Here is a 25,833-nt window from a genome sequence, read left to right as displayed (position 1 = left end):
CATGCTATCAAGTTGATGAAAAAATGTAATCATTTCTTCCCGACTTCCGCATTTTTTAATAAGGCATAAGCTTAGAAGGGTCATAGTGCTGGGATTTTTAAAATTTAGGCACAACATTATTTTGTTATTTTAAATATATTGCAGCATGGTCTGAACGTTTGATGTTAAAGGTTTTATAGATTTTTCTAGCTTCGTTTTTTATTGCACTTGGTAGTCTATAAAGATCACCAGTCTTTGTATGTCTTAAGATTGAAGCCTGTACTGATATTAATAATTCAACGATGTTAGTTACACTGATCTTTTGGGTCAGAGCAACCTTGTATTCTATAGTTTTAAGCACTGCAAAACTCATATAACACACAGCTATGTGTGCTTCTATCCTTTGTTTAGTCCAGTGAAAAATTGGACGCATTTGTAAATTATGTTTATTGATTCTAAATTGCTCTTCAATTACCCATAATCTAGCATATTTTGCTATTGCTTCATGTGGAGTTATAGTCTGGTCATTGGTGATTACCCCATGCATGCCATCCCACAACGCATCCTGCTCTATCTTCTCTGCGTCAATATAGCTCTTGCCATTTTCACTAGAAGTATATTTTTTTACTCCACTATTAGATATAAGTTTTTTAGTACTACCAGACTCACCAATAGTCTTATTAATTTTATCTAAAATTTTTTGTCGCTCCTGTGCATCATTAATAGCCCTTTTAGATTTATAACTGGTAATTAGAAGTTTACCATCATGCTCTAGATCGGCAATCCAAGTAAGATCATTGCCTATAACAGTAGGCTTATAGTTTTCCTCTGATAATATTTCTTCTTTCTTTTCTTTCTTGAGTGTTTTAAGCTTTGCTGCCACAATATAACGATAACCACCTTCATCGAGAGCTTGCAAGTTAGCTTTACTAAACATTGCACGATCAGCAATAAAACAGACATCTTTAACTTTAAGATACGCTTGCCAGCTGTTAATTGATTTAATTAAGGTGCTAACTTCTGCGGTATTACCACTAAACAGCTCATAGCCGAGTGGTAATCCATCCTCATTAGTTGCTAGGGCAAGAACTAGTTGGGTAGTATTAAAGCGATGATCTTTACTATAGCCAAAGGCTCTTAGCTCATCTATTTCTACTGATTCAAAGTATAGTGTAGTAACATCAAAAAATACTAGGCTAATCTCTTTATTAGGAATCAAGGTTAGGGTGTTTTTAAAGCATAATTCTTTAATTTTAGGTATTTGCTCATGTAATTTGTCCATCATCCGATAAGTAGCATCTAGATCATGATGCCTGTCAATTTTACAAACGTCCATTTGCACCCTTTCTCCTAGAATCTTGGAACTATAACGTTTAATCTGTTTACGATAATGACGTTTTTAATTCAACGGAGCTACATTATGTTTTTTAAGCACTTTATGTATAGTAGCTGTAGAAAATGAGATACCATATAAACGCTTTAATTCACTATGAATGCGTCGTGATCCTAGATTCCTTTCTTTCCTTAACTTAAGTATAAGATTTTCATCAACTTCACTTCTTTTTTGAAAAGGAAAGTTTTTGGGCTTACTACTAATATCACACAAACCATTTTTACCTAATACTTCATAGCGTTTGTACCACTTGCGTAATGTAAAGCGTGAAATACCATAATGTTCGTATATCTTTCCTGCATGCTCTAACTGTTTATATAACTTAATCCAACTCAAACGCAACTTAATCTTAGCATCCATTACAAATGACCTTATAAGTCTCTAACTTAATTCCTATTATAACAAGCTGTAGTAATCAAGTTTTTTAATAATTAGATACTATTTTATCTTACATCTCTGTTGCAACAAGGTCTATAAATCACACATATAAGGTACATAGAGCATCCTAGTTTATCGGCGGGAATTTGTGCTTTGGATACCACACACCTGTCTTGCTCCACCTTGCTCTGCAATAACTGCCTAAAGTCATCAGTGCCAGTTAGGATCATCCTTGGTGCTACTATAGTATTTGGAGCATTTGTTGTTGTTACAAATATCAACTTTTTTCTTCAGTCTTACTTGTACCCAAAGTCACAAAGCGTTGACCCGAAGTATCTAAGGCACGGCAAGCAATTGATTGTACCTGCTTAGTTGCATTATCTGCTTTCTCAGTCAGTTCTTTTATATATGTTTCCTGTTTCTTGATTTTCTCTTCAAGATAACCAATACTCTGCTCGTTTAGTTTTAATATGCCATCATATTCTTTCTGCTTCAATTGGCTATCAAACTCATATTGTTGTAATAATTGTGTACGTAACAATTCTTCGGCATTTGCCATAGCCTCTTTTATTTTGTTTGGCATTTCTTCCACTTGCACTTTTAAAACATCATAGTCCTGCTCTTTTGCTACTAAATCAGCTTCTCGTCTTAGTAAATTATCTTTTAAGTCAGATAATTCCTTTTCCATAATGGCTCTTTTGTTATTATATTCATCAGTTTCTTTGCGACGCTTTAATTCCAAAGCATAACTATATTCTTCTTCCTCACGCTTTCTAGTTTTTGCAAGAATATCTTTCTGTTCCTTGTAATCTTGCTCGAGAATTGTACGTTGTTGTTGCCAATGAGATTTTTCACTAGCCATTTCCTGTTGAAAATTCTGTTTTATTTGCTGCATTTCTAGCTCAAAACACTCTTTTTGTTCAGATTGAGCTTGCAATAAAGCTGATAAAGTATTTGCTGTTTCATGAATTTGATATAGTTCCTGTAGATGCGTTTGTTCTAAAATAATAGCCTCACGCAAATTGGCTAATTTTTGAAACTCATCCAACAATTGTTCTGATAAATTATCAATTTTTTTAATAGTCTTTGATTTTAAAGTACTTAAGTCAGCTAATATATCATCCGATGAATTATTGATTGCTTTGGTTACTATTTGTTGTTTCTCTTCCTGCTTTTTATGTTCTTGAGGACTCGCAACCTGTTTTTCAGTTAATTTTGTTACCACCTCATTATAGGCTGCTAAGATCTGATCCTTAGTACTTTTAACCGAAACTTCTTGAATATTCTGTTTTTTTGTCATCTTCTTAAAACTACTTATAATTTTTTACTATAAACACACGCATGGTAAACTTTTCTCTATTTCTTATAATTGTAATAGCAGATTAGATTGTAAACTAATATCAACCATTACACAAGTTAGATATAAAATACTTTTCTTTTTGAAAACGTATTATTTTGCTAAAATAGGAGACCATTCAAAAGCAGGGGCAAAGCTAAATTTTGCTAAAAAATATGCCTAGCTTTTTATAAAAATATATTACAAAATGAATCTATAACACCTGAAACATATTTTATCCTATTTGATGTAACTGATAAACTGATAAATTGCTTTTATTATGTCTGACAATACTAATTGTCTTGCAATATAGAATTAACAGGTATAATTAATATTAGGTCTATCACCAGTTGGAATAGAATTAATAATTCTATCTTAAAAAATAATCAGTATTACTCGCTTTTATGCACTCTATTGTCAAAAATAATTCTTCTTGGAATGAAAATTTATGTTAAGTTATTATTTTTTTATTGACTTCCATTACGGATGCTGAGGTTATTATACGATTAGATTTCTTAGCTTTAGTTGTTCCAAGGTATATATCTCAAGGAATGCATAGATGGGACGTTATAATTTATGCTATGATATGTTTTATAAAAAGAAGTTATTTTGGGCAAATTTCATGCTGCTAGTTAGCTTTTGCCCCGTTTCTGTAATTTGACCCCATATTTGTTTTTTAGAAAAACCGCGTTGGTTAGAAATAAACATTTTTGTAAATGCATTTAAAATAATTAGGAATATCTATGAATAAAATGCAAAATAATCAGTTAGTTATTTATCAAACTGAAAATGGTGAAACCAAAGTTGACGTACAAATATATGATGACACGGTATGGCTTACTCAACAACAGATAGCAGAACTTTTTGATAAAGATAGAACAGTAATTACTAAACATATTAATAAAATCTTAGCAGAAGAGGAGCTTGATAACACAGTATGTGCAAAAATTGCACATACTGCATCAGATGGTAAGAAATATGATACGAAATATTATAATTTGGACATAATAATATCCGTTGGATACCGGGTAAACTCTAAACGAGGAGTGCAGTTTAGGAAATGGGCAACCAAAATATTAAAAGATTATCTCATTAAAGGGTATAGCATTAATCAAGATAAAGTCGTGCAAAATAGGCTAGTTCAGTTAAAGCAAACAGTTGAGCTATTATCAATGACTTTGATCAATCATAATTTAGTTAATGATACTGGTAGAGAACTAGTTAGTCTAATTAAAGCCTATAGTAAAACATGGGATATGCTGATTAAGTATGTAAATTGTAATCATCTTTTGACCCCCTATTGTAATTAAAACTGACCCCATAAGAATTGAAAATTAAAACTCTAGAAGTTATATCTTAACTAGGTTCTAGCATGATTAGGTTAGGGGTCAACTTACATTACAATTTTTACTCAAAAAGGGTCAAAAGTTGATTACATTTTACACAAACTGTTGGTGGTGAGCTATGGTAAGAATAAAACCTTCTTTAGAACCAGTTTGTTAGAAATATGAAATGGCATAGCTATATCTTTTTTTTGACTATACCTAATTTTTCTACCATTTACAACAGATACGACAGAACCTGATTAAGGAGTAACATCTTCTATTGGTGTTTTTCCCAATGTATCAACATTAGCATCTTATTCATTTCTAGAATTCATATTATTGCTCTGTAAAAAATCATCAGGATTATAGTATGAATTAATAGAATCAGGGTGATCCCAATAAGGTGCAGGACCGCCTCTTTTACCAATAGTATCATTTAACCAAGGTCGTTTAGGATCACAATAATAAGAGTCTGCGTGTCGGTTACTAGATGATGAATCAGATGAAGTGGTTGTACTGTTTGAAGTGGTTATGCTGCTTGAAGTAGTAGTACTATTTGTAGTAGTAGTTGTGTTTTTTGAACTATCCTTTGACATAAAATACTCTCTATGATATTAGTTAATGGAACTATTGCAAGATAATCTTTTTTGATCATTTTGGCGTCGCGTTAATTTTCGAATCCTCACGTACATCTTAGTCACACTACTGGACAAAAGAGATGGAGGGGTTGCAAGAGCTAGTAAGTAGAGTATTTTAGATTGAATAGAAAAAAATCAGTGGTACTCTATGTTACTAGCTGAATTACTATATAATCATTTTGAGATGAAAGATTCAAGACTAAATACGTTCAAGGGCATAATAAAATCATTAATATTGTGTCGAGGAAGCAAATATAAAAATATGGCAGAAGGAATAGAAGGAGATAAATTATTAGATTCAAAAATAAAAGCGGTATATAGATTTCTGCAAGAAGACAATATCAATATTGACGATTATTATAAGTTTATGAGAAATTATATTCCTCAAGGAAAAGTGGGGTTCTGTCGCATCTGTTGTAAATGGTAGAAAAATGGAGACCATTCAAAAGCAGGGGCAGAACTAAATTTTGCTAAAAAATATGCCTAGCTTTTTATAAAAATATATTACAATATGAATCTATAACACCTGAAACATATTTTACCCTATTTGATGTAACTGATAAATTGCTTTTATATGTCTGATAATACTAAGATTTACCAATTCAAAGTACATCTTAAAGATATAACTCCAATGATTTGGCGTAGTTTTCTAATTCAAATTTAGTTTTGCCCCTGCTTTTGAATGCTCTCCATGTTCTAAATTAATTTTTTTAATGTACGAGGAATCTTCAGGAAAATTATCTTTTAGAATACTAAGGAGCTTGTTAATTAGGTATTTAGCTTTAGTGTAATAAATTTGACTTTGCTTAATATCGCCTTGCTGCTCTTCATAAATTGTCCTTTTTTTATATAGGTCTATTAAGCTTTCCAATACTCTATATGCCTTGGGATGCCTTTTATTTTGTGGTATTGCCAAAGATTGATTTAAATATTCCTCAGCTATTGTCAGATCACCTTCAAGAATCTTTGTTTTTCCTATATTATATAACAGAAAAGCAACTTGAGCGGAATTAATACCATAGTATTTTTTACAAAGAATAAGACTTTGGTTGAATATATTATTAGCACTTATAAAATCCCCCAGTTCTCGATATGTAACTCCTAACTTTTCTAATGCCCAAGCTATTTCATCATGATCCTTGCCATAATGTTGTATATAATATCCAAGGCTCTTTTGTATGAGCTGCTTTGCTCTTGACCAGTTACCAAGGTTACCATAAACTATAGCTAGATGTATCCGTGACCAAGCTACTTCTATATGTTCATCTTCTAAGGTTTCCTTGTAAAATGATAAACCTTTTTTGATTAATTTTTTTGCCTTTTCATTGTTTCCTAAGTTTTGGTGAACAATACCTAAATTAATAACCAACCAAGCATATTCTATCTGATTCTTTGCTTCATTATTTTGTTGAATAGTAATAGTTTGTTCAAGTAAATCTTTAGCCTTCTTATAATTGCCAAAACTTCTATAGAAACGCCCTAAATTTCCAAGTACCCATGATGTTTTTATATCATTTTCTCCATAATAATCTTTATAAATAGCAAGCCCCCTCTCAAAATACTCTTGAGTCTTTTGGTAATCTACTTTTCTATAAAAAGATGCTAAATTTACCAATAACCAAGCTATTTCAATATGTTTTTCCTCACCATAATAGCGTTGGTATAGTGCAAGGCTTTTTTCAAGGTACTCTTGTTCTTTTTTTCTATTACCAAGCATTTTATATGCTATTCCCAGCTGTCCCAAAGTATATGCTTTTCTAGGATTAGGAGTCTTATAATAACTTTTATAAAATCTTAAGGCTTGTTTAAGGCTGTCTACTGCCTTTGCACCATTAAGATATGTAGACCAATAGATATGTCCAAGCTTACTTGTTAAATGAGATTTAGTAAGTTCATTAACCAAATTTTTTTCTAAAAATGAAGTAAGATGAGGAAAAAGTTGTTTTATAATAATAATATCCTCAACTTCTAATATTCGATCTATATATGTTTCTAAAGTTGTAGCTATCGATTCAATTAGTTGGGAGTTTTTGTTTAAATTTAATACCTTAGTGAGGTAATGTAAAATGATAGCTTGCGTACTACGATGAAGGGAAAATGTAGAGTTAGTGTTGTTTTTATAACAATTCTTATTAATAATTGTATATTTACTTAGATTATGCAGAAAATTATCAACAGAGATTTTACCTTTATAAGAATCTAATAAACTTCTTGGAATATTTTGTGAATCCACCATACTTATCAGTAATAAAAGAGAGCTAAAACTAGGTTCTTGTTCCATAAGATGTTTTAACGATAATGTTATAATACCATAACGGTTTTTAATGTAGCTACTTTTTTCTTTTATAATCTCTCCTTGAGTAACAGCAAATTCCTCACTACACTGTTCTTTACGGTTCAAGTACTCCTCATATGTAATGCCTATTTCCTTAATATAGTAAGCTGCTGTTGTTACATCTAAAGGAAGAGGTGGGATGTTTTGTAAAAACTGTAATGTTCTCTCTTGTTCTGAAGTAGAGTAATTGTATCTGTCTTCTGAATTCAAAATCTTAGTAAAAAGATCAAATTGTTCTGAATGACTTAGTTCTTCTAGGAAAATTACTTGTCCTCCACTAACGTAACTGTTATTTGCAATAGTGCTATTACGTGTTGTGATGATAATTTGTCCTGATCCCCAAGCTTTTTGATCATAAGGGAAATAGTCTTTAATATCTGAGAAAGTTTCTACATTATCGTAAATTAGTAACCAATTAGGATGTATTTTGAGTTTATTTCTAATAAATAACACAAGCCTAGCTTGTTTTTTATCAAAGTCCTGTATTTCTTGTATGGTCTTTAACTCTTGCTTCTGTTCTGCAGTTTGAGATAAAGCATAACCTAGATTCTCAAAAGAATTCATAATACTATCTTTGGTTTCTGCATTTATTTCCCAAGTAACATTAGCATTTTGTTTACTTGCATACAAACGAGCCAAAGTTGTTTTTCCTGCCCCACCTGTTCCAATTAGGACAACGGTTTGCATATTGTCTTTGTCGTTTAATTTCTCCTTAATTTCTGCAATTATAGAAGAACGTTCTAAAAGCGTACTCTTGTGGGGAATAATAAAATCTGATCTTATATTTTGAGTTATTATTTTATCTGAAACAAAAAAATTATTAGAAATAATCCATACTACTAAAATAGAAAAACAACTAATACACATCAATAAAATAATAAATTTTCTGCTTAATAACTTTTCTTTAAGTACGATAGATTGAGATGTAGGTATAATTTTATCTTTTAAATCTTCCTCTTCTAAATGAGAATTCAGCATATTTTGATATTCTGCTTTAAACTCCTTAATAATTTGATCTAAGTCAGTTTTATTTAAAATTTTCTTTATTAATCTCAGGGTAGAAAGGTAATAATCTTCTTCTTGTCTAAAATCTATATATTCAACAGCATTAATATCTAAAGGGTTTAAATTTTTATCAACTATTAAAACAATACTGGCATTTAACTTGTTGTCATTTACTAGTTCTTTTTCGAAGATACACAAGTTATGAGTAACTCCTGTAGTAGCTTGGTCTTTATCTTCCCTATTTATCAGAGTTATATTAGCTGTTTTTAAGTGTTCTTTTAACCTCTTTAGTAAATCTTCTTCATTTTTATTGATTTTTGTATAATGAAGTAGGCAACTACAATCTTGCCTATTTATAATCTTTCTTATTTTTTGCAATTGTCTTTCAAACAAATTCTGAGCTAATAAGTGCAAATAATATTTAGTTATACATTGTAATTTCCCAGATTTTCTCACAAGATCAATGATGTATTCACGTGAGTTATTGCCTAGCTTTTGCATTATGCTGCGAATATGAGTCTCTACAGTTCTAGGCGAAATTACTAATAAAGTCGCTATTTTCTTATCACCTCTATTATGAATTATACAAGCTATAATATCTATTTCTCTAGGTGTAAATTTTATGCCACCTATTTCATTTAACTTTTTTGAGAATATCTCTTCCCTATCGATATAGCTCACCTTAAATACCAAGTCTAGTTCAGAACTCTCCTACAGTTTAGCAGACTTATAATTTGATTCCTAGGTACTTTTAAACCTACTCATTTTGTACTTAAGGGGAAAAATTAAGGGTATTTTACTGATTACAGTTTGATAAATTGCAAATAATCTAATTTTCCTAACAAAGTGAAAGAAAATACTTTAAAAAATTAAAATTGTAGGAGAAATATATGGCAAAAGAACATTATTCCCCAGAAGTTATAACAGCAAGACTTAAGGGTAAGAGGTGGGAAGATCATCGAGAATATTTAGCTAATTATAATAAATATGAAGAACGTGGTTTTACCGTAATCGAATATGACGTTATGGAAAGGCAAGGAGACTATGCAGCAGCTAGCGTAGGTTCTGCTAATATATTTCATAAACTTGTACGTCATGATAAAAAATATATTGATTCTAATGATAATGAAATAAGAGAAGTAGAAGCACAGAAACTTCGGAATCAGTATATAGCAGAACAGCAAAAAGCAAAAGAAGCAGAAGAAAGAAAGCAGCAAGAAGCTAATAAACAAAAAGCCAAAGAGGAACAGGACAAACAACGAAAAGCCAAAGAAGAGGCTGAAGTTAAGGAGAAGGAAGAAGCAATAACTAAAACAGCCCATGAATGGGGAGAAACAGTAGGAGGAATATACGGTGGGTCTACTGGTGGAGAGATAGGCAATTATATAGGAAAAGCAGTAGGAGGAAAAATAGGGAAAAGTTTTGGATATCAAGGGGCTGGTGAGAAGACAGGAAAATGTTTTGGTAGTATCGCCGGAGCAGCAATTGGTGGAAATATTGGAGGAGCATTGGGAGGCTCAGTAAGTCAAGCCGTTGCTACTGAAATAGTAAAGATAGGAGGAATAGACACAGTAGGGACGACCTTACCACCATTAGTCGGAGCTGTGGTGGTAGGAGGGGTAGGAATAGCAACCTCTGCTTTCTGTAAGACTGCAAATAATCCACAAAGCTCTACCTTTAATAATGTAATAGATACAGCTAGTACAAGCATACCAATGGCAGCAATGGCAGTGGCTAGGTCTATACCATTTATAGATAACTCACCAACAGCATTAGGGGTATTAAGCTATGGCACTCAGCAGGCTGTAAACTATTATAAGCACGGAAGTATTGATATAACGTTTACAAATGTAGCTAAAGGTCTTGGTAGCAGCATAGCAACTAGGACGATTTCTGCAGCGATAGCAGTGCCTGTAGGAGCTATCGTAGGTTCAACTATAGCAATAGTAGCAGTACCTGTGCTTGCTGCGTCAGCAACGGCTGCTTTAAGTTATGGAGTTAATCAAGGTGTAAGGTGCTATTCCAATTCATGTGATGCGGAGAAAGCAAAGAAGTTAAACGTGGAAGCGACAAAACATCATAGAGAAGGTCAATATGAAGAGGCTCTTGTAAAGTTTAATAAAGCTACAGCACTACAACCAAACAATAAGATTTATCACAAAAACAAGGCTGCGACTCTTATCAAACTAACTAAATATGATGAAGCCATAGAGGCTGCAGATAAGGCATTACATATAGACCTAAACTATAAACAAGCAAAAGAACAAAAAGCTTTTGCCTTGAATGAGTTGGCCAAGGTAGATTCTAATGCTCAAAATTATGAAGAAGCCCTTATAAAATTTAATGAAGCTATAGTACTACAACCAAACAATGAGATTTATCAAAAGAACAAGGCTACAGTTCTTAATGAACAAGGTAAAAAATTATGGAACGATGCTTGGACAGCAGAAGAAACAGCTAGCTTGGAAGAAATTGAAGAAACAGTAGAGCAATATCTTGCAGAAGCGAAAGAAAAGTTTAAGGAAACAAAAGTTAAGTTCAAACAAGCACATAAACTTGTACCTGACAATACTGAATATACACGAAACTTTCATATGATTAGTTTAAAGATAGAAGGTAATTCTAACTTTAATGAAGGAGTTAAATTACAATATGAAGCTAATAACCTAAGAGATCAAGGAAAATACGAACAAGCTTTAAAGAAGTATACAACTGCTATGCAAAAGTTTCAAAATGGTCTTAAGCATGACGCAAGATTTCAAGATTGTATAGACTTAGTTAAAGAATCTATCACAATATGTAATACAAAAATTGAAGAAATAGGTCAGCAACAACATTATGGAAATCTAGAAGAATACATACCTAATCCCGATACTCATAATCCCAATAATTTATCAGATAATCCACTCACATCTTACGAGCATGTTGTTACTGTGATGGGAGTAGTTGATGTTGATTATTAGTATACAAGTTAATTGATAATAGAGGGAATCACATAAGCTAAATACTGATTTTTTACATAGAAAATGGAAGTAAAAATGAAAAGGTCTGAAGCAAAAAGAATTAATCGCAATACTGAGCTTGGCATAGAAATAACGTCAGAAATATTAACTAACCTTAATTCAGATAAGTGGTACAGTCAGGAAGATATTGCAAAAGTCATGGAACATCTTACTCGGAAATACGGATATGATTTTGTAAAACAATGTGAAGTTGCAGGTAGTATAGATCAATTAGGTAAATTTCTTGAAAAGTACGAAGAAGCTGATTCAGAGCCTAGATTTATTATATATAACAAAGAGGCTAATCACTGGGTTACTTTGTGCATTATGCATATTGGGCAGTCTACCACCATTTTATATAAAGATTCTTTTGGCAGAGAAATTCCCGGCGATATTCATGATGTTTTATTTAAAAAGTTTGGGCTAGGTACAAGACTGAAAGTACACGCGAACAAAGAACAACAAGATTCCACTAGTTGTGGTCCTATGTCTTTAAAGAATATGGAAATAATAATGTCTTCCATAAAAGGTAACCAATTAGACTTTATCGAACACTTTGAGACTACACAATTTTGTCAACATAGACAAGTACAACAAGTTAAAGAATATTTTAAATCAGAACTAGGTCAATACATACGAGTTACTATAAATAAATATATCCTAGAGTTATCAGAAAATGTGGCGTTTAAGGTAGCGATAAAGAACTTTGTAGAAAAAATACCCTACGAAGCTTTTGACAAGATTAATGCTTATGGTCAAGCTTTACAACAGTACTTTGAAAAGCAACCAAAAGAAGTATGCTCTGAAATAGTAGATCATCTGCAAAAAGAAGTGCTAGAGAAAGCCCGAGAAGAAGCAAGAGCAAGGTTAAAGCAACTGCGTAAAGAAGCATTAGAAAATTTACCAAAATTAATGGAGTACGTTAAAACCATACTGCTAGAAGGGATTAAAACTGCAGAGGATGTGGATAAATTAAAAAGAACATTACCAACAGAGGTATCTAAGGTAATACTGCCTTTGGTAACACCGGTTACAAATGGGATAATTGAAGCAGGTGTAGTTGTAATAGCAGATTACTTACCAACTCTGTTAGCAGAACCAATTAAAGTAGGGGGAAGATTTGTTGCACATCAAGTCACTAATAAAATACAAGGAGCAGTGGAAGACACAGTACAAAAAGGAGTAAATAAAGTTAGTGAGGTGATGGTAAATGTCGCGAGTAGTGTCAAAGAAAAAACAATAGAAACTATTGATACCCTACAAGAATTAGTGGTAGATAAAAGCTCAACACTTGCAGCAAATACTACTAAGTCGATAGCTAGTCTGTTTATACGCAAAGCTAACGATATAATAGAATCACAATACTCTGAAGAGCTAAGGAAATTTACTCAAATATTTGATTTGTTAGCAAGATATAAAGTAAACGAGGAATTAGAAAACCTACTTAAAGATACTTGCCAAAAACTAAATTTAGACTATGACAAAGTAAAACCATTTTTTGATTTAATAAAGGTTCGACAAGAAAATAGTTCGCAGCAAAATAATGGTAGTTTACAAATAGATAATGCTAATGCTGAAGAAACTAATCATCTAGAAAAAAGAACAGAGCCTCCACTTAGTACTAATAATAAGTCTACAGAGCCAAACGTTAAGGATTTAGAACAATTATTAAGCGAAATAGTCTTAGGAGAAGATGGTGATAATTCGTTAGAAAGTCAAACATTAAAAGACAAATTAAGAGAACAATTTAACCAAGTAAAAAGTTCTTCTCTGTTATGGAATAGTAAGAGTCTAACAGATATTAGGAGTTGGGCTGATTCAAAAAAGGGAAAGCTCACTGCTATTGATATATACGAAGCTATAGCCATAATGGATAGAGTTAATGAATTAATCACCACTGAAGGACATCGTTTAAGAGACACTCAAATATTATCTATTTTGGTATTTTTACAAACAAAAAATAACCAAGGGAAATTATGTCAAATTCATACAGGTGAAGGTAAAACTACTATAGTATCATTATTGGCAGTTATTAAAGTACTTCAAGGAGAAACTGTAGATATTATTACCAGCAACCATGTTCTTGCAGGAGAGGGGGTAGAACAGAGAGAAAATTTCTACAACGCTTTTGGTATAAGCGTTGCCCATAATAATACTGATGAAAATAAGGAATGTTATAAAGCAAATGTTTTATACGGTAGTATAGGTAATTTTCAATTTGATTATCTCAAAGACACTTTTTTGGGCTTGGGTATCCGTGCAGGTAGAGAATTTGCTACTGTTATTCTAGATGAAGTAGATAGCATGATTATAGATAATGCTGGCAGTATTGCGAAATTGTCAACTCCTTTCCCTAGTATGGAAAGTTTAAGATATGTTTATATTAAAATATGGCAAGAGTTACTCAAAGCAGAGAAAAGTTTAGAAAAAGAAATTGATAAAAAACTAAGAGAAAAGGCACAAGAGTTACAAGTAAGCAGTAAATCTGAAAAAGACAAGGAAACAGAATATATAAGCTTCCAACATGAATTAACAAAATCCGCAAGAGAAACAATTAAAGCTCAAATAAAGGCAAGTGATTTTAGCCAAATAGATACTCTAATACCTGAGCATCTTCAGGTTTATAAAAAAGCAAAATTAGAGCAGTGGATTGATAACGCTATTTATGCAAAATATGGTTGTCATGAAAATAGACAATATATTATCAAGGAAAAGGAAGATGAGAACGTTATAATCCCAGTTGATTATGCAAATACTGGAGTCACACTAAAAAATACAGTGTGGTCGCATGGGTTACACCAATTTGTACAATTGAAGCATAATTTACATCTTACCAGTGAAAGCCTAACTAGTAGTTTTATCTCTAATCTTGGATATATCAAAAAATACGGCAATAAAATATTTGGTCTTACAGGTACTTTAGGTTCAATAGCAGAGCAAGAATTATTATCATCTATCTATAATGTAGATTACGCCAAAATCCCTACATACAAAGCAAAAAAGTTTAATGAATTAGGTGGTATAGTCGTAGCAGATGATCACTTTGTTACTGTTGTTGCTTTAGATGCTTTAGAAAAGATCGAAGGTGGCAGGGCTTGTTTAATTATTTGTGAGACGATTGAAGATTTAAAAAATATAGAGAAAGCATTAAAGGTTCTACAGAAATTAACAAAAACAATTTTCTCTATCAAGCCTTATGGAGATGATAGTGACATTATCCCAAAAGAGCTGAAAGCTGGTACTATAATTGTTGCTACTAACATAGCGGGCAGAGGAACAGATTTTCAAACTACTAAAGAGTTGGAAGAAAACGGTGGGTTGCATGTGTGCGTTGTTTTCCTTCCGTGCAACCAAAGAGTAGAAGATCAGGCTTTTGGTAGAACTGCACGTCAGGGTAAGAAAGGTACTGCACAATTAATAATCAAAGTAAGCGAGGTGAAAAATTTAGGTATTGATATTGAACGACTAAATGATAGTGATTTTACTTTTAAAAACATAAAAGAAGCGAGAAATCAGAAAGAACGGGAGAGAATAAAGGAGCTTCAAGAAAGTAAAATATTAGAGTTAAATTTCCAAGATTTATTATTTAGTCAATTTTCAGAAAAATATCAAGATTTGCAGGGTAAGAATCAAGGTATATTAGGCTTTCATTATGTATTAGAAGATATTAAAGAATTTTGGGCTTTTTGGCTTGAGGCAAAGAACTTTAAAGGCAAAGAGCTAACAGAAACAAAAGCTAAAGAAGAGTTTGAAGCTTTTATCTCACTTCCCAATACTAAATCTATAATGGGTGGGAAGATTTTACATAATCCTTATTATAGCATAAGACAGGCAGACGCTTTCTTATTAAATGAACAATTGCAGGACGCAGAGAATGCTTTAAATCACGCCATTGCATTAACTAAAACTCCTGAGATATTACACTCGGCTTACATCAAACTTTTTGAAATTGCCATGGAACGTGGTGGGCAAATGATGGAAAGATTTAAAAAAGCTCTAGCAAAGGTAATTTCTATAAATGTTGAAAAAGATGAAACATACAAAACCAAAGCCATATCGGCTTTAGAAAAAGCAAAAGAGGCTCTAGACCTAGAGGTTAGCTATATTCAGAAATATTTCTTTGCTAATCCTCAAACTGACGAGAGTCAAATTCAAGATTTTCAAAATATATTAATAGTACCTGAAGTACATGACAAAGAAAATATTTTCTTAAAGCATTTAGAGTCAAGAATGGTATGTCTAAATACTTACCGCAATATCATAGAGTGCCTAGACAAAGATGGTAAGGTAATTGGAGGTCTACTATATCAAATTAAAGAGGAATTTAAAGATGGGGTAACCATCCATAAAAAGATTCCTGATTACTTAAAAACCTTAGATACTAATGATAATGCAGATCAACAACTGAAGCAGGCAATTACTGAAGCTGAAATCTCAGAATTAAATTTTGTAGGGCTAAACGCAATCTATTCAACAAGAGAAGTACATGATGTTCCTGATAATGTAATTACAAGGGCACAAGCCCAAATTGGTTCAGGTTTAGCAGCTTTAGCAGCTGGGTTAGTATTCCCGCCCTTGCTAATAGTAACAGGTCCAGCTGCTGGGGTACTGATTTCTGAAGGGATATGCGATATTGTAATGGAGCTAATCAGCAGCGGCGAAACAGAATTTAATGAAGCCGAATATATTAAGGGAAAACTAATTAGTTATGGAATAAGTATATCAACCATGGGTATTGGGGCGGTAGCAAGTTCTATGAAGATATTAAATAACTCAATAAAAGCTTGTAGAGGTTTATCCAAAGCATTTAAGAATAGTAAAACTATGAAGACTATATGCAATAAAGTCGCTGATAAAATAGACGATATAGAAAAAATGCTAGAGAAATCCTTAACAAAAATAAAGCTTGAAAAATCATTAAAAGCACAACAACTTGGTGAATTATCCCGACTTGAAAAGCTTTCTGTAGTAACAAAGAGTATAGGAAAGGAAACTATTATGGATGTTGCCGGATCTGTAATAATGGAAAAAATAGTAACAAAGGGGTTAGAGGAGTTACTCACTAGCTTAAAACCACAAATTCAAAAAAAAATTAGTGGTACATTATCTCAGAAAATAGATAGAATGAAGATACAGTTAGTAGAACAAATTAAGATATTCGAGTTAGCCTCAGAAATAATTACCGGTAGCAACGGACAAATAGCAGCGGAGATAGCAAAGGAAATAGCACTTGGAGTAGCAAGGCACGGGAATAATTGGAAAATAAAAGCAACTTCTTTGGTAATTGATAGTATAGTTACAGCAGATAGAATCAATCAGTATCCGCAAGATTTCTGTAAGAAATTAAACTATCGAATGGATAAAAAGTTGCAAGAGCAGAGGAGTAATATCCTAAAGAACGACAATGTTGATCTACTAATAGAGCAACTTAGCAAGCAAGTAACAGAAAAAATATACAGTTTAATTATCCATCTTAGTGGTAAATTTGCTCATACTTGTGTAGTAGAACCGACTTTAAGTAAAGTAAGCCAAGAGGTTTTTTCATCAGCAAGTAAGAGTAAAGCTAGTGATTCAATTGATAGTGAACAAAACCGGCAGAGGAAAAGTGAGGAAAGTGATGCACATAAAAATAAATGCCAAGAAGCCCTAAAATTATTAGGACTTGATGAAGGAGCTTCTTGGGTAGAGATACGTAAAGCTTATAAAACAAATGCACTTAGAAATCATCCTGACAAGAATCCAAATGAGGAAGCTAGTATAAGATTTCAACACATTAGGGAAGCATATGATTTCTTAGAAGTTAATCATTTTAACAAGGTCTTTGGGAATAGTGAAGCGGAGCTAAAGAAAACTTACCAAAAAGTAATCATAAACCTTCGTCGTGATAAAGACAGTACTACTGACTTTAACAAAGCATGTGACATGTACGAAATGTTATGGCCTCTTAAGCAAATAACAAATGAAGCTGATGTCAGTACACATCGACAAGGTAATTATTTTGATTTGAATGCAATAAGTAAAGCCTTGAAAGTAACTATCACTGTACATTTTAAGGATAAACCTAATTGTAAACCAGTGGTTATTGGTGAAAAGCACAGTAACGGATCAGGCAATAAAGTGGTAGAGCTTGATTATAAGGATGCTCATTATACACCACATAAAGTAGAGGATAAGACTAAGATACAGTCAACTGGTGCGAATAATTGTTTATTTGATTCCCTAGCTGTTCAACTAGATCATCTTGGTTCGTTGGAAAGCAATTATAGTAGTGGTGAATTAATTAAAATAGCTGATAAAGCAAAGAATAGCTTTAAACATAAAGTTTTTAGGAAAGTTATGGCATTTCTAGAGTCAATTGATCATGGAGTTCCACAATATCTGTATGAAAAAGGTCAGTCTATTTGGTTAATGGGAGGAGCAACAAATGCTGATCGCCTTGAAAATGGACTAGACCTAGAATTTTCCATTTTTGGTGGTTCTTATGGACAATTGAACAAAGAGTTTGGTGGTATACGGCAAGGACATACTGAAATTAATCACGTGCCACCACAAGCTTCATACCAAGACACCCCATATTCGGAAATTAAATCACAACATATGCCAGCTATAGCAATGGAGCTAGTACACCATCGTAATGAAGCAGGCTCTCTTGGTGCAGCTTCCTCAACTGGATCAGAACCATATAGAGATATGCTTAAGAAGTATTTGATACAGGGAAAATTTTGGGAGGCTCTAAAAGTAGATTGCAACGATGTATTAAATACTCCTAAAGGAACTAAAGGAGTAGTTCGAGATTATTACGCATCATCAATCGTAGAGATGCTTAACTATATAAAAAATACAGATGTTCCAAATGCTCCAAATATTGTTGGAATACCTAGAGGACGCCTGATTAATGAAGAACAATATTGGCAAATAATTTATGATTTAAATCTAGAAGGCTTTCTAGCGAGGGAAGATCAAAGTAATGCAACTGGTAATGGTTTAAATGATTACGATTACTTGAATTACTGGAATGAATATAGCAAAGTAGCTATGGAAGCATTATTACAACTCAGGCTTGAAAGTGCTAACTTGGATAAATATAAAATAATCAGTCCAAATTATGTATGGGAAGGTTTTGAGGATGAAGGGGAAAAATTAATTAATGAAATTATCTCTAATTTAAAGGCAACTAAAGATAGATTATTAGTACCACTAAATTTATATGGTAAACACTGGGTAGGGATTGTAATAGAAAAGACTGCTAGTGATATCAACATTATTTACATGGATTCAGAACAAAACACTATACCAAGTTTATTGAAAGTGCAATTAACTCACCAAATGTCAACCACATACCCCGGTTATAGGGTCAATTTGGTAGAAACAGAGCTAGAACCACAAAAATATAATAATTGCGGACCAGAAGTAATCGAGAATTTACTCAGTTATTTAACCCATGGTGATCGCTTACCACAAGAATGTACAGTTTTAGGACATTCATTATTACTAGAAGATTTATTACTAATGGAGCTGTCGTGACGAATAAGTCAATCATTTAATTTGTAGTTGTATTTTTTAATTCCAATAAATTTTGTCTAAGAGCTTGTCCGCAAACTAAAATTAAGGTATGATGAAGTGAACAAAGTATTATTAGTAAGAAGTATAAAAGAATGAGCAGAAAAAATTATCCAACAGATTTAACAGATGAAGAATGGTTAAGGATAGAGGGTTTGTTTCAAGTATCGTATGTAAAGGGAGGTAGACCTTTAAAACATAGCAAAAGAGAGATTTTGAATGCAATTTTTTATGTATTACGTACTGGGTGTCAGTGGAGATATATGCCGCATGACTTTCCAATTTGGAAGACAGTATATGAACAATTTAGAAGATGGAAGAAGCAAGGTGTATTTGAACGTATGAACCATGAACTTATCAAGGATGTTAGACGAAAATTAGGTAGAAATGAGTATCCTAGTGCTTGCATAATAGATAGTCAGTCTGTCAAGACAACAGAAAAAGGGGAGCTAAAGGTTATGATGGAGCTAAGAAAATTAAGGGCAGAAAGAGGCATATTATTACCGATACACAAGGCTTTGTATTAGGTTGTTATGTCGGTTCTGCGAATGAGAATGATCGATACGGAGCTACAGTGCTACTCAGTAACATGCAAAAAGAGTACACTACTATTAAACAAATGTGGGCTGATATGGGGTATCAGTCTAAAGATTTAAAGGATCTCATTAAGGAAAAGTATAACATAGATTTAGAAATTGTTAAACGACCAGTGTGCAGATTTTGGATACCAAAAAATACACCACTAGAACTATTGCCAACAAGGGAAGTTGGGTTTAAAGTACAGCCAAGGCGATGGGTTGTTGAGAGAAGCTTTGCTTGGATAAATAGAAATAGAAGGCTCTCCAAGGAGTATGATTTTCTTACTGATTCTAGTGAAAATATAATTTTTTTGGCTATGAGTCGATTACTTCTTCGTAGGATTACTTCTATTACTTAGTTTGCGGACAAGCTCTAACTCCGTTATTTTATCTAGAGTGCTAGATAAATATGGAAACCTTGCCAATAATAAAAAATTTTTGACAATACTAAAGAAAATATCGCCAGTTGCTTGGCATCATCATATTCATTTTCTCGGTCAATATACGTTTTACAATAAAGGTAATTCTATAAATATAGGTGAAATAATGAAAGATATCGAATTAACTTATTAATACATCTGGCAATCTACTTGCTTTGTAAATTAAATGCTAGTAAATAACCATTTATTGATTTGTGCTGCAACGACCAACAGCAGAGATAAAAAGTAAATATAAACTTGTCAAACAACTAAATCTTCCATCGTGGGAGAAGGCATACAAAGGCTAAGCTAAGATATTAACCTAGGATTATGAAGACTATATCTTATTCTCATGACTGTCAATTAGTAATTTCAATTCTGCTCGTAATCAAAAAAATCTGGGGTTCTATGTCAGAACGCCTACTTATACAAGTAGTGTGATATTGTTACAACTAAAAACTTATTCTTACAATTTTCTATATTATTTTTCTTATTATCACTAGTAAAATTATTAATTAATTTTAATATAAATTACTTATCATTTAACTTGACGGTGTAATATAAAGTTTTCAAAAAGAAAAGTATCTTATACCAGTACTCATTCTTGGTAGTCCTTTTGTCTTTGGAAAACGAATATTATCATACATTTTGTTCATAGAACCTAGAGAGTTTAATAAGTGCAATTTAATGTTGCATAAATAGTGTAAAATAATTTTGCAAATGACAGTTTAAGCCAAAATTATGAGTAAAATGGATAAAAAAGTTTGTATTATAGGGTTAGGATATATAGGTTTTCCTATTGCTTGTGTTTTAGCAAATTCAGGTTATTCAGTTCTCGGGGTAGATATTGATGAAAAGGTAATATTGAGAATAAATACAACTAATCATATTACTTTTGAAGCAAAAGTAAAAGATTTATTTATAAAAGGAATGCATGATGGGAATATCAAAATATCTACAAAGATTGAACATTCCGATATTTATATAATTACTGTACAAACTCCTTTAAATTTAGAAAACAAACCAGATATCTCTTATGTAAATGCAGCAATTGAATCTATTACACCTTATCTTAGAACTGATAATTTGGTTATTATTGAATCAACATGTCCGATAGGAACAACCGAGATAATGGCTAAACAACTTCGAGCTGTTTGTGCTAATATATTTGTAGCTTATTGTCCAGAAAGAATATTACCTAGTAATATTCTTAATGAATTAATACATAATGATAGGGTTGTAGGGGGAATAGACAGACAATCTGGGATACGAGCATCTGATTTTTATAGATCATTTATTCATGGTGGGATAGAAGTTACTGATTCAAAAACAGCAGAAGCAGTTAAGCTTGCAGAAAATACCTATCGTGATATTAACATTGCTTATGCTAATGAGTTATCTATGATTGCTGATCATATTAATATAAACATAAATGAATTGATTTGGTTAGCGAACAAGCATCCTCGTGTAAATATTTTACAACCAAGTCCAGGTGTGGGTGGTCATTGTATAGCTATAGACCCGTACTTTTTAGCAAATGCAGCACCTAGATTTGCCCAATTAACACTAAAAGCAAGGGAAGTTAATATCAATAAAACTAATTGGGTAATTCAGAAAATAAATAAAGTAGCAAAAGAAAATAATGTTAGAACCATAGCTTGTTTAGGTCTAACTTATAAACCTAATGTACCTGACACTAGACAATCACCGGCTATCATAATAACTGAGACTCTTAAACAAGAATTTGATGTTATTGCTTTTGATCCATATGTTAAAAATATAAAATCAATAAATTATTTACTAATAAAAGCAGATATGGTGGTTGTGTTAGTTGCTCACAATGAATTTTTGGATATATCTAACCATTTGTTTCATGAAAAAATTTTTCTTGATTTTACCGGAGTATTTATAAAATGAAAACAGTAATGACAGTAATAGGGACACGACCTGAGGCGATAAAACTTGCCCCTGTTATTACAGCTTTTAAGGATAATAAGTATTTTAAGAATGAGATATGTATAACTGGACAACATACATCTTTACTTGATTCTTTGCTTTTAGATATGAACATTAAAGTCAGTTATCAATTTGAACCTATAGAAAGTAATGGTTCTCTTTGCCAAAGCACAGTGCATATGTTATCACAATTTAGTAATATATTAGAAAAATCAAGACCAAATTTAATTATTGTTCAAGGAGATACTACAACAGCTTTTGTAGCAGCCCTTGCTAGTTTCTATTTGCGTATACCATTAGCACATATTGAAGCAGGTTTGAGGACAGGTAATATATATTCACCATGGCCTGAGGAAGTACATAGATGTTTTATAGATAAACTTAGTACTTATTTTTTTACGCCAACCAATCAAGCAAAAATCAATCTTATCAAAGAAGGGGTACAAGTTGATAAAATTTGGGTAGTAGGTAATACATCCATAGATGCAGTAAGACTTGTTAATAACAAATTATATAGATTGGAAACAGATTATAAATCAAAATTTATCTTAGTTACAATTCATAGAAGAGAAAATCATGGTGAAGTGCTAAAGGAAGTTTGTAATGCTTTACATAATATTTCTAAACGGTTTTTAGATATAAAAATAATATTTTGTTTACATCCTAATCCTTCTATAAGTAAGGCTGTGAAGAAGTTATTATCAGATATAGATAATATTGATTTAGTTTCACCAATAGATCATGTTCTATTTATTAAATTGCTAAAAGAATGTCTTTTTGTAATAACTGATTCTGGAGGGATACAAGAAGAAGTAACATTTATTGGAAAGCCTGTACTCATTATTAGAGATACAACTGAAAGATTAGAAGTAATTGAAGCTAATACAGGTATATTAGTAGGAACAAAATCAGTTAATATTATAAAGAATTGCAATAATTTATTAAAAAATCCGAATTTGCTGGCTGCAATGTCAAGAGTGCATTTTCCTTATGGGGATGGTTACGCAGCAGAGAAGATAGTTAATATCTTGGAACAAGAATTTAAAAAAGAAACTATATGCAAAAGTTAGGTATTCTATTTTTTGCTGATCGTCTTCCTCCATTAATCGGTGGCATGGAAATGCATGCCAAATATTTTACAGAATATTTCACTACTCATTCTAGGTTTCCTATTTTGAGTATAATTACAAAAAATGCTGAAGGGCAAGATTGTATTATATTAAACAAAGAAACTAAACCAATAAATTTAAATAAATTAGATAATGTATTTAATCCAGTTATTATATTTTTTAATAGTGGGCGATGGATAGAAGATCTTAAACAACTTCGTAATATATTTCCAAAAACTAAATTTATATACCGTACAGGTGGTAATGAAATTTTGAAAGCTTCTTTGATTAGTGGAAAAATGTCAGAATATATTATGCGGCGATCATATTGGGTTGATATTTTAAATGATACTGTAGATTTATTAATAACCAATTCTACTTACACGGAAAATCGTTTAAGTAAAATTGGTATAAAATGTCCTTTTAAACGTTTTGTAGGTGGAGTAAATATATCTGCATTAAAGGCAGCAAGGATTTTAGATAATAAACCTTTTACTATCTTCTGTGCCGCTCGTTTTGTTCCATATAAAAATCATTCATTAATGATATCTTTGGTTCATGAGTTAGTGTTAAGAGGCTATAGCTTTAAGTTGAGGTTAGCCGGGGAAGGTCCTTTACTTGAACAAATAAAAGGACTAGTAGATAAGAATGATCTGAGTTCAGTTGTAGAATTTCTTGGAGTACTCGAAAATGAAAAAATATGTGAAGAGATTATCAATGCAGATATTTACATGCAATTAAGTTGTGATAAAGTAACAGAAGTTCCCGGTGGTTCATATATTCATTCAGAAGGAATGGGACGTTCTATTTTAGAGGCTTTAACAGCAGGAACTTTTATAATAGCTGGTAACAGTGGTGCTTTGCCAGAGGTTATTACAGCCGATCGTGGATTACTGGTTAACTTCAATGATTTTCAACAAATAGTTAATCAGGTTGAACAGATTTTAAAATATCCTCAAGTTAGAAAGCCTTTGGACGATAAATTTTGTTGGTTAAAAATTTTTAAAGGTTATGAAGAATTATTTAAGGATATATCTAACCCGATAAGGGTTTAGATATAAAAATTTCTTTTACCAACATATTTTGTTTAATCAATGATTTTTGTAAGTATTTACATACAGAATAAAGTAAATCTTTTGTTACCAAATCCTAAAAGTAAAGGTGTATCTAAACATGAAAATATTATTAGTTACAGAAAAATTTAGTCCTGATAAAACTCAACGTGATGGTGGAGCTAGGTTGGTAGATACCCTAAAACGAGGTTTTAAAAATTGCTTAAGCATAATGCAATTTGGTGGACAAACCAATTCGTCAGCAACTTGGAGTTTTGATTATCCTGTGAATTTGGATAATCGGTTTGAAAAAAGGCTTGCTAATGCTGAGTTTATTGCAAAAAAAGTAAAATCTGTTGAACAGCAATTTACTCATATAATTTTTATCCATATATCAATGCAATTTGGGTTTATTGATATTAAATTACGGGAAGAGATAAAAACATGGACATTCCCTATGTTTTTGACGCCTTCTTACCAAGCATCTGGCGAAAACGTACCATCCAAATATACAGAAATGGAGTTTTTGACTCTAGCTAATACTCAAAATGTCTTAACACCAAGTTACTTGGAAAAAAAGCAATTAATAGAATTTTATGCAGTTTCGAAACGAAAGATTCAAGTAGTTCCAAGAGGTGTAGATACAAGTTTACTTATACCTAAAATTCGTTTTTTTAATAAACTACCGGTATTTTGTAGTTTAGGTAGCATCAAGCCTCAAAAAAATACTCTTGGATTAATAGATTTATTTGCTAAAGTGAAAAACAGATTCTCTGAGGCAACACTCCGTATCATTGGCCCAGTTCAAAATCAGGAATATTATAATGCGGTTAAGAATAAAATTAAAAAATTGGGACTTGATAACATTATAGAATTAACCGGCTATATACCTCCAGCTAAACTTGCATCGGCTATTGAAGATTCACACATTCATATCTCTACCTCAGCTTGTGAAACCTTTGGTCGCTCAATCTTTGAAACTCTTGCTTCTGGTATACCGAATATAGCAAGAATACAAAATAATGCTGCCGCTGAATTCTTATCAGATTTACCTTATGCTAAGTTCGTAAGTAATAATAATGAAGCACTAGATGCTATTGAAGAAGTGCTTAATAATCTACCTAAATTATCAGAAATGTCGCTTGAAATTGGTAAACTTTATAGTGATAAAATACTTGAGAGGTTACTTGTAGCAAAAATTCATAATAAAAAAGCTGTAGCTATAAGTGATTTTGACGGTACACTTTTTCATAAAAATGATTATGAAAGAACAAAAAAATGCATGTCAAAATTCCAGCAATTTTCAACAAAAATTATATGTAGTGCACGTTCACTTAATGATTTGCTTAAAGAGATTAGACAGAACAATCTAAAAGTAGATTGGATTATAGCCTATAGCGGTGCTGTAATTGCTGACGGTGAAGGTAATATACTATTTATTACCCCAATTGATTTGAAAGATATTAAAAAGTTACAATCCTTAGTTCCAAAAGCAAGGAAGATAACTGTGTCAAAACAAGTTGTGCAAATGTCTATGCCAATAAGTTTATTACTAGATATTTTTGATTTGCATGTTGAAATTTATCAAGAAATAGCTTTTGTAGCTAATTGGCAGTCCTCAAAATTACGTGCAATTCATAGACTTTTAAATCATATTAGTTGGTCTGGAACAGTTGAAGCATTTGGAGATAGTGAATACGATAAAGAATTTTTAACTTACTTTGGTGGAAAGTTTGTTAAAACTATTAATAGAGTTCTTGTGTAATTA

The 25,833-nt window shown here is 32.0% G+C and carries 14 protein-coding genes; 9 read left to right on the top strand and 5 right to left on the bottom strand.

Annotated features, from left to right (window positions below):
- Positions 1-124 precede the first annotated feature (124 nt).
- From AAGD53_RS04650 to AAGD53_RS04640, 3 genes are all read right to left on the bottom strand, one after another.
- A complete protein-coding gene (locus tag AAGD53_RS04650) occupies positions 125-1,315 on the bottom strand; it encodes an IS1634 family transposase (RefSeq protein WP_341762373.1) in 1,191 nt (396 codons plus the stop codon).
- A gap of 63 nt (positions 1,316-1,378) precedes the next feature.
- Positions 1,379-1,732, bottom strand: a complete 354-nt coding sequence (locus AAGD53_RS04645; RefSeq protein ID WP_341762372.1) for a helix-turn-helix domain-containing protein — start codon at positions 1,730-1,732, stop codon at positions 1,379-1,381.
- Between the two features lie 295 nt (positions 1,733-2,027).
- Positions 2,028-3,050, bottom strand: coding sequence for a hypothetical protein (locus AAGD53_RS04640; RefSeq protein WP_341760872.1), 1,023 nt, complete (start codon positions 3,048-3,050; stop codon positions 2,028-2,030).
- Positions 3,051-3,829: 779 nt separating this feature from the next.
- On the opposite strand from AAGD53_RS04640, the gene AAGD53_RS04635 reads away from it, so the two are divergent.
- Positions 3,830-4,396 (top strand): virulence RhuM family protein, encoded by a 567-nt coding sequence (locus tag AAGD53_RS04635; protein WP_341762371.1) that lies wholly within the window; start codon positions 3,830-3,832, stop codon positions 4,394-4,396.
- 329 nt (positions 4,397-4,725) lie between these two features.
- Here the strand turns inward: AAGD53_RS04635 and AAGD53_RS04630 are convergent, their stop codons facing one another.
- Complete coding sequence (locus tag AAGD53_RS04630; RefSeq protein ID WP_341762370.1) at positions 4,726-5,007, bottom strand: hypothetical protein; 282 nt, start codon at positions 5,005-5,007, stop codon at positions 4,726-4,728.
- Positions 5,008-5,197: 190 nt separating this feature from the next.
- Between AAGD53_RS04630 and AAGD53_RS04625 the strand changes: the two genes are divergently transcribed.
- The gene (locus AAGD53_RS04625; RefSeq protein ID WP_341760874.1) at positions 5,198-5,476 is read left to right on the top strand and encodes a hypothetical protein; all 279 of its coding nucleotides are present in this window, start codon (positions 5,198-5,200) and stop codon (positions 5,474-5,476) included.
- Positions 5,477-5,698: 222 nt separating this feature from the next.
- Here AAGD53_RS04625 and AAGD53_RS04620 read toward each other — a convergent pair whose 3' ends face one another.
- Entirely contained in the window at positions 5,699-9,070 is a 3,372-nt protein-coding gene (locus AAGD53_RS04620; protein WP_341762369.1) for a tetratricopeptide repeat protein, read from the bottom strand.
- 209 nt (positions 9,071-9,279) lie between these two features.
- On the opposite strand from AAGD53_RS04620, the gene AAGD53_RS04615 reads away from it, so the two are divergent.
- From AAGD53_RS04615 to AAGD53_RS04585, 7 genes are all read left to right on the top strand, one after another.
- Positions 9,280-11,352, top strand: coding sequence for a tetratricopeptide repeat protein (locus AAGD53_RS04615; protein ID WP_341762368.1), 2,073 nt, complete (start codon positions 9,280-9,282; stop codon positions 11,350-11,352).
- A gap of 75 nt (positions 11,353-11,427) precedes the next feature.
- Positions 11,428-18,915: a DnaJ domain-containing protein gene (locus AAGD53_RS04610; RefSeq protein WP_341762367.1), complete on the top strand. Its 7,488-nt coding sequence runs from the start codon at positions 11,428-11,430 to the stop codon at positions 18,913-18,915.
- A 131-nt stretch (positions 18,916-19,046) separates the two neighbouring features.
- A protein-coding gene (locus AAGD53_RS04605) for an IS5 family transposase (protein WP_341762366.1) occupies positions 19,047-19,888 on the top strand; the annotation gives its coding sequence in 2 pieces (ribosomal slippage) (positions 19,047-19,419 and positions 19,419-19,888; 843 coding nt in all).
- An 801-nt stretch (positions 19,889-20,689) separates the two neighbouring features.
- Positions 20,690-21,865, top strand: a complete 1,176-nt coding sequence (locus tag AAGD53_RS04600) for a nucleotide sugar dehydrogenase (RefSeq protein ID WP_341760880.1) — start codon at positions 20,690-20,692, stop codon at positions 21,863-21,865.
- Between the two features lie 8 nt (positions 21,866-21,873).
- Complete coding sequence (gene wecB, locus AAGD53_RS04595) at positions 21,874-22,974, top strand: non-hydrolyzing UDP-N-acetylglucosamine 2-epimerase (RefSeq protein WP_341762365.1); 1,101 nt, start codon at positions 21,874-21,876, stop codon at positions 22,972-22,974.
- The gene (locus AAGD53_RS04590) at positions 22,962-24,068 is read left to right on the top strand and encodes a glycosyltransferase family 4 protein (protein WP_341751241.1); all 1,107 of its coding nucleotides are present in this window, start codon (positions 22,962-22,964) and stop codon (positions 24,066-24,068) included. Before wecB ends, AAGD53_RS04590 begins: the two co-directional genes overlap by 13 nt.
- A gap of 118 nt (positions 24,069-24,186) precedes the next feature.
- Complete coding sequence (locus tag AAGD53_RS04585; protein ID WP_341760882.1) at positions 24,187-25,830, top strand: glycosyltransferase; 1,644 nt, start codon at positions 24,187-24,189, stop codon at positions 25,828-25,830.
- The last annotated feature ends 3 nt before the right edge of the window (positions 25,831-25,833 follow it).

It is taken from the genome of Candidatus Tisiphia endosymbiont of Melanophora roralis (assembly GCF_964026575.1).
GTDB lineage: Bacteria > Pseudomonadota > Alphaproteobacteria > Rickettsiales > Rickettsiaceae > Tisiphia.
The sequence above is the reverse complement of the archived record's forward strand: the minus strand, read 5'-3'. Positions and strand labels throughout refer to the sequence as shown.

Bases quoted from the DNA above. Each gene is read 5' to 3' on its own strand.
- AAGD53_RS04650 (WP_341762373.1), bottom strand. From the start codon at position 1,315: ATGGACGTTTGTAAAATTGACAGGCATCATGATCTAGATGCTACTTAT.
- AAGD53_RS04645 (WP_341762372.1), bottom strand. From the start codon at position 1,732: ATGGATGCTAAGATTAAGTTGCGTTTGAGTTGGATTAAGTTATATAAA.
- AAGD53_RS04640 (WP_341760872.1), bottom strand. From the start codon at position 3,050: ATGACAAAAAAACAGAATATTCAAGAAGTTTCGGTTAAAAGTACTAAG.
- AAGD53_RS04635 (WP_341762371.1), top strand. From the start codon at position 3,830: ATGAATAAAATGCAAAATAATCAGTTAGTTATTTATCAAACTGAAAAT.
- AAGD53_RS04630 (WP_341762370.1), bottom strand. From the start codon at position 5,007: ATGTCAAAGGATAGTTCAAAAAACACAACTACTACTACAAATAGTACT.
- AAGD53_RS04625 (WP_341760874.1), top strand. From the start codon at position 5,198: ATGTTACTAGCTGAATTACTATATAATCATTTTGAGATGAAAGATTCA.
- AAGD53_RS04615 (WP_341762368.1), top strand. From the start codon at position 9,280: ATGGCAAAAGAACATTATTCCCCAGAAGTTATAACAGCAAGACTTAAG.
- AAGD53_RS04610 (WP_341762367.1), top strand. From the start codon at position 11,428: ATGAAAAGGTCTGAAGCAAAAAGAATTAATCGCAATACTGAGCTTGGC.
- AAGD53_RS04600 (WP_341760880.1), top strand. From the start codon at position 20,690: ATGAGTAAAATGGATAAAAAAGTTTGTATTATAGGGTTAGGATATATA.
- wecB (WP_341762365.1), top strand. From the start codon at position 21,874: ATGACAGTAATAGGGACACGACCTGAGGCGATAAAACTTGCCCCTGTT.
- AAGD53_RS04590 (WP_341751241.1), top strand. From the start codon at position 22,962: ATGCAAAAGTTAGGTATTCTATTTTTTGCTGATCGTCTTCCTCCATTA.
- AAGD53_RS04585 (WP_341760882.1), top strand. From the start codon at position 24,187: ATGAAAATATTATTAGTTACAGAAAAATTTAGTCCTGATAAAACTCAA.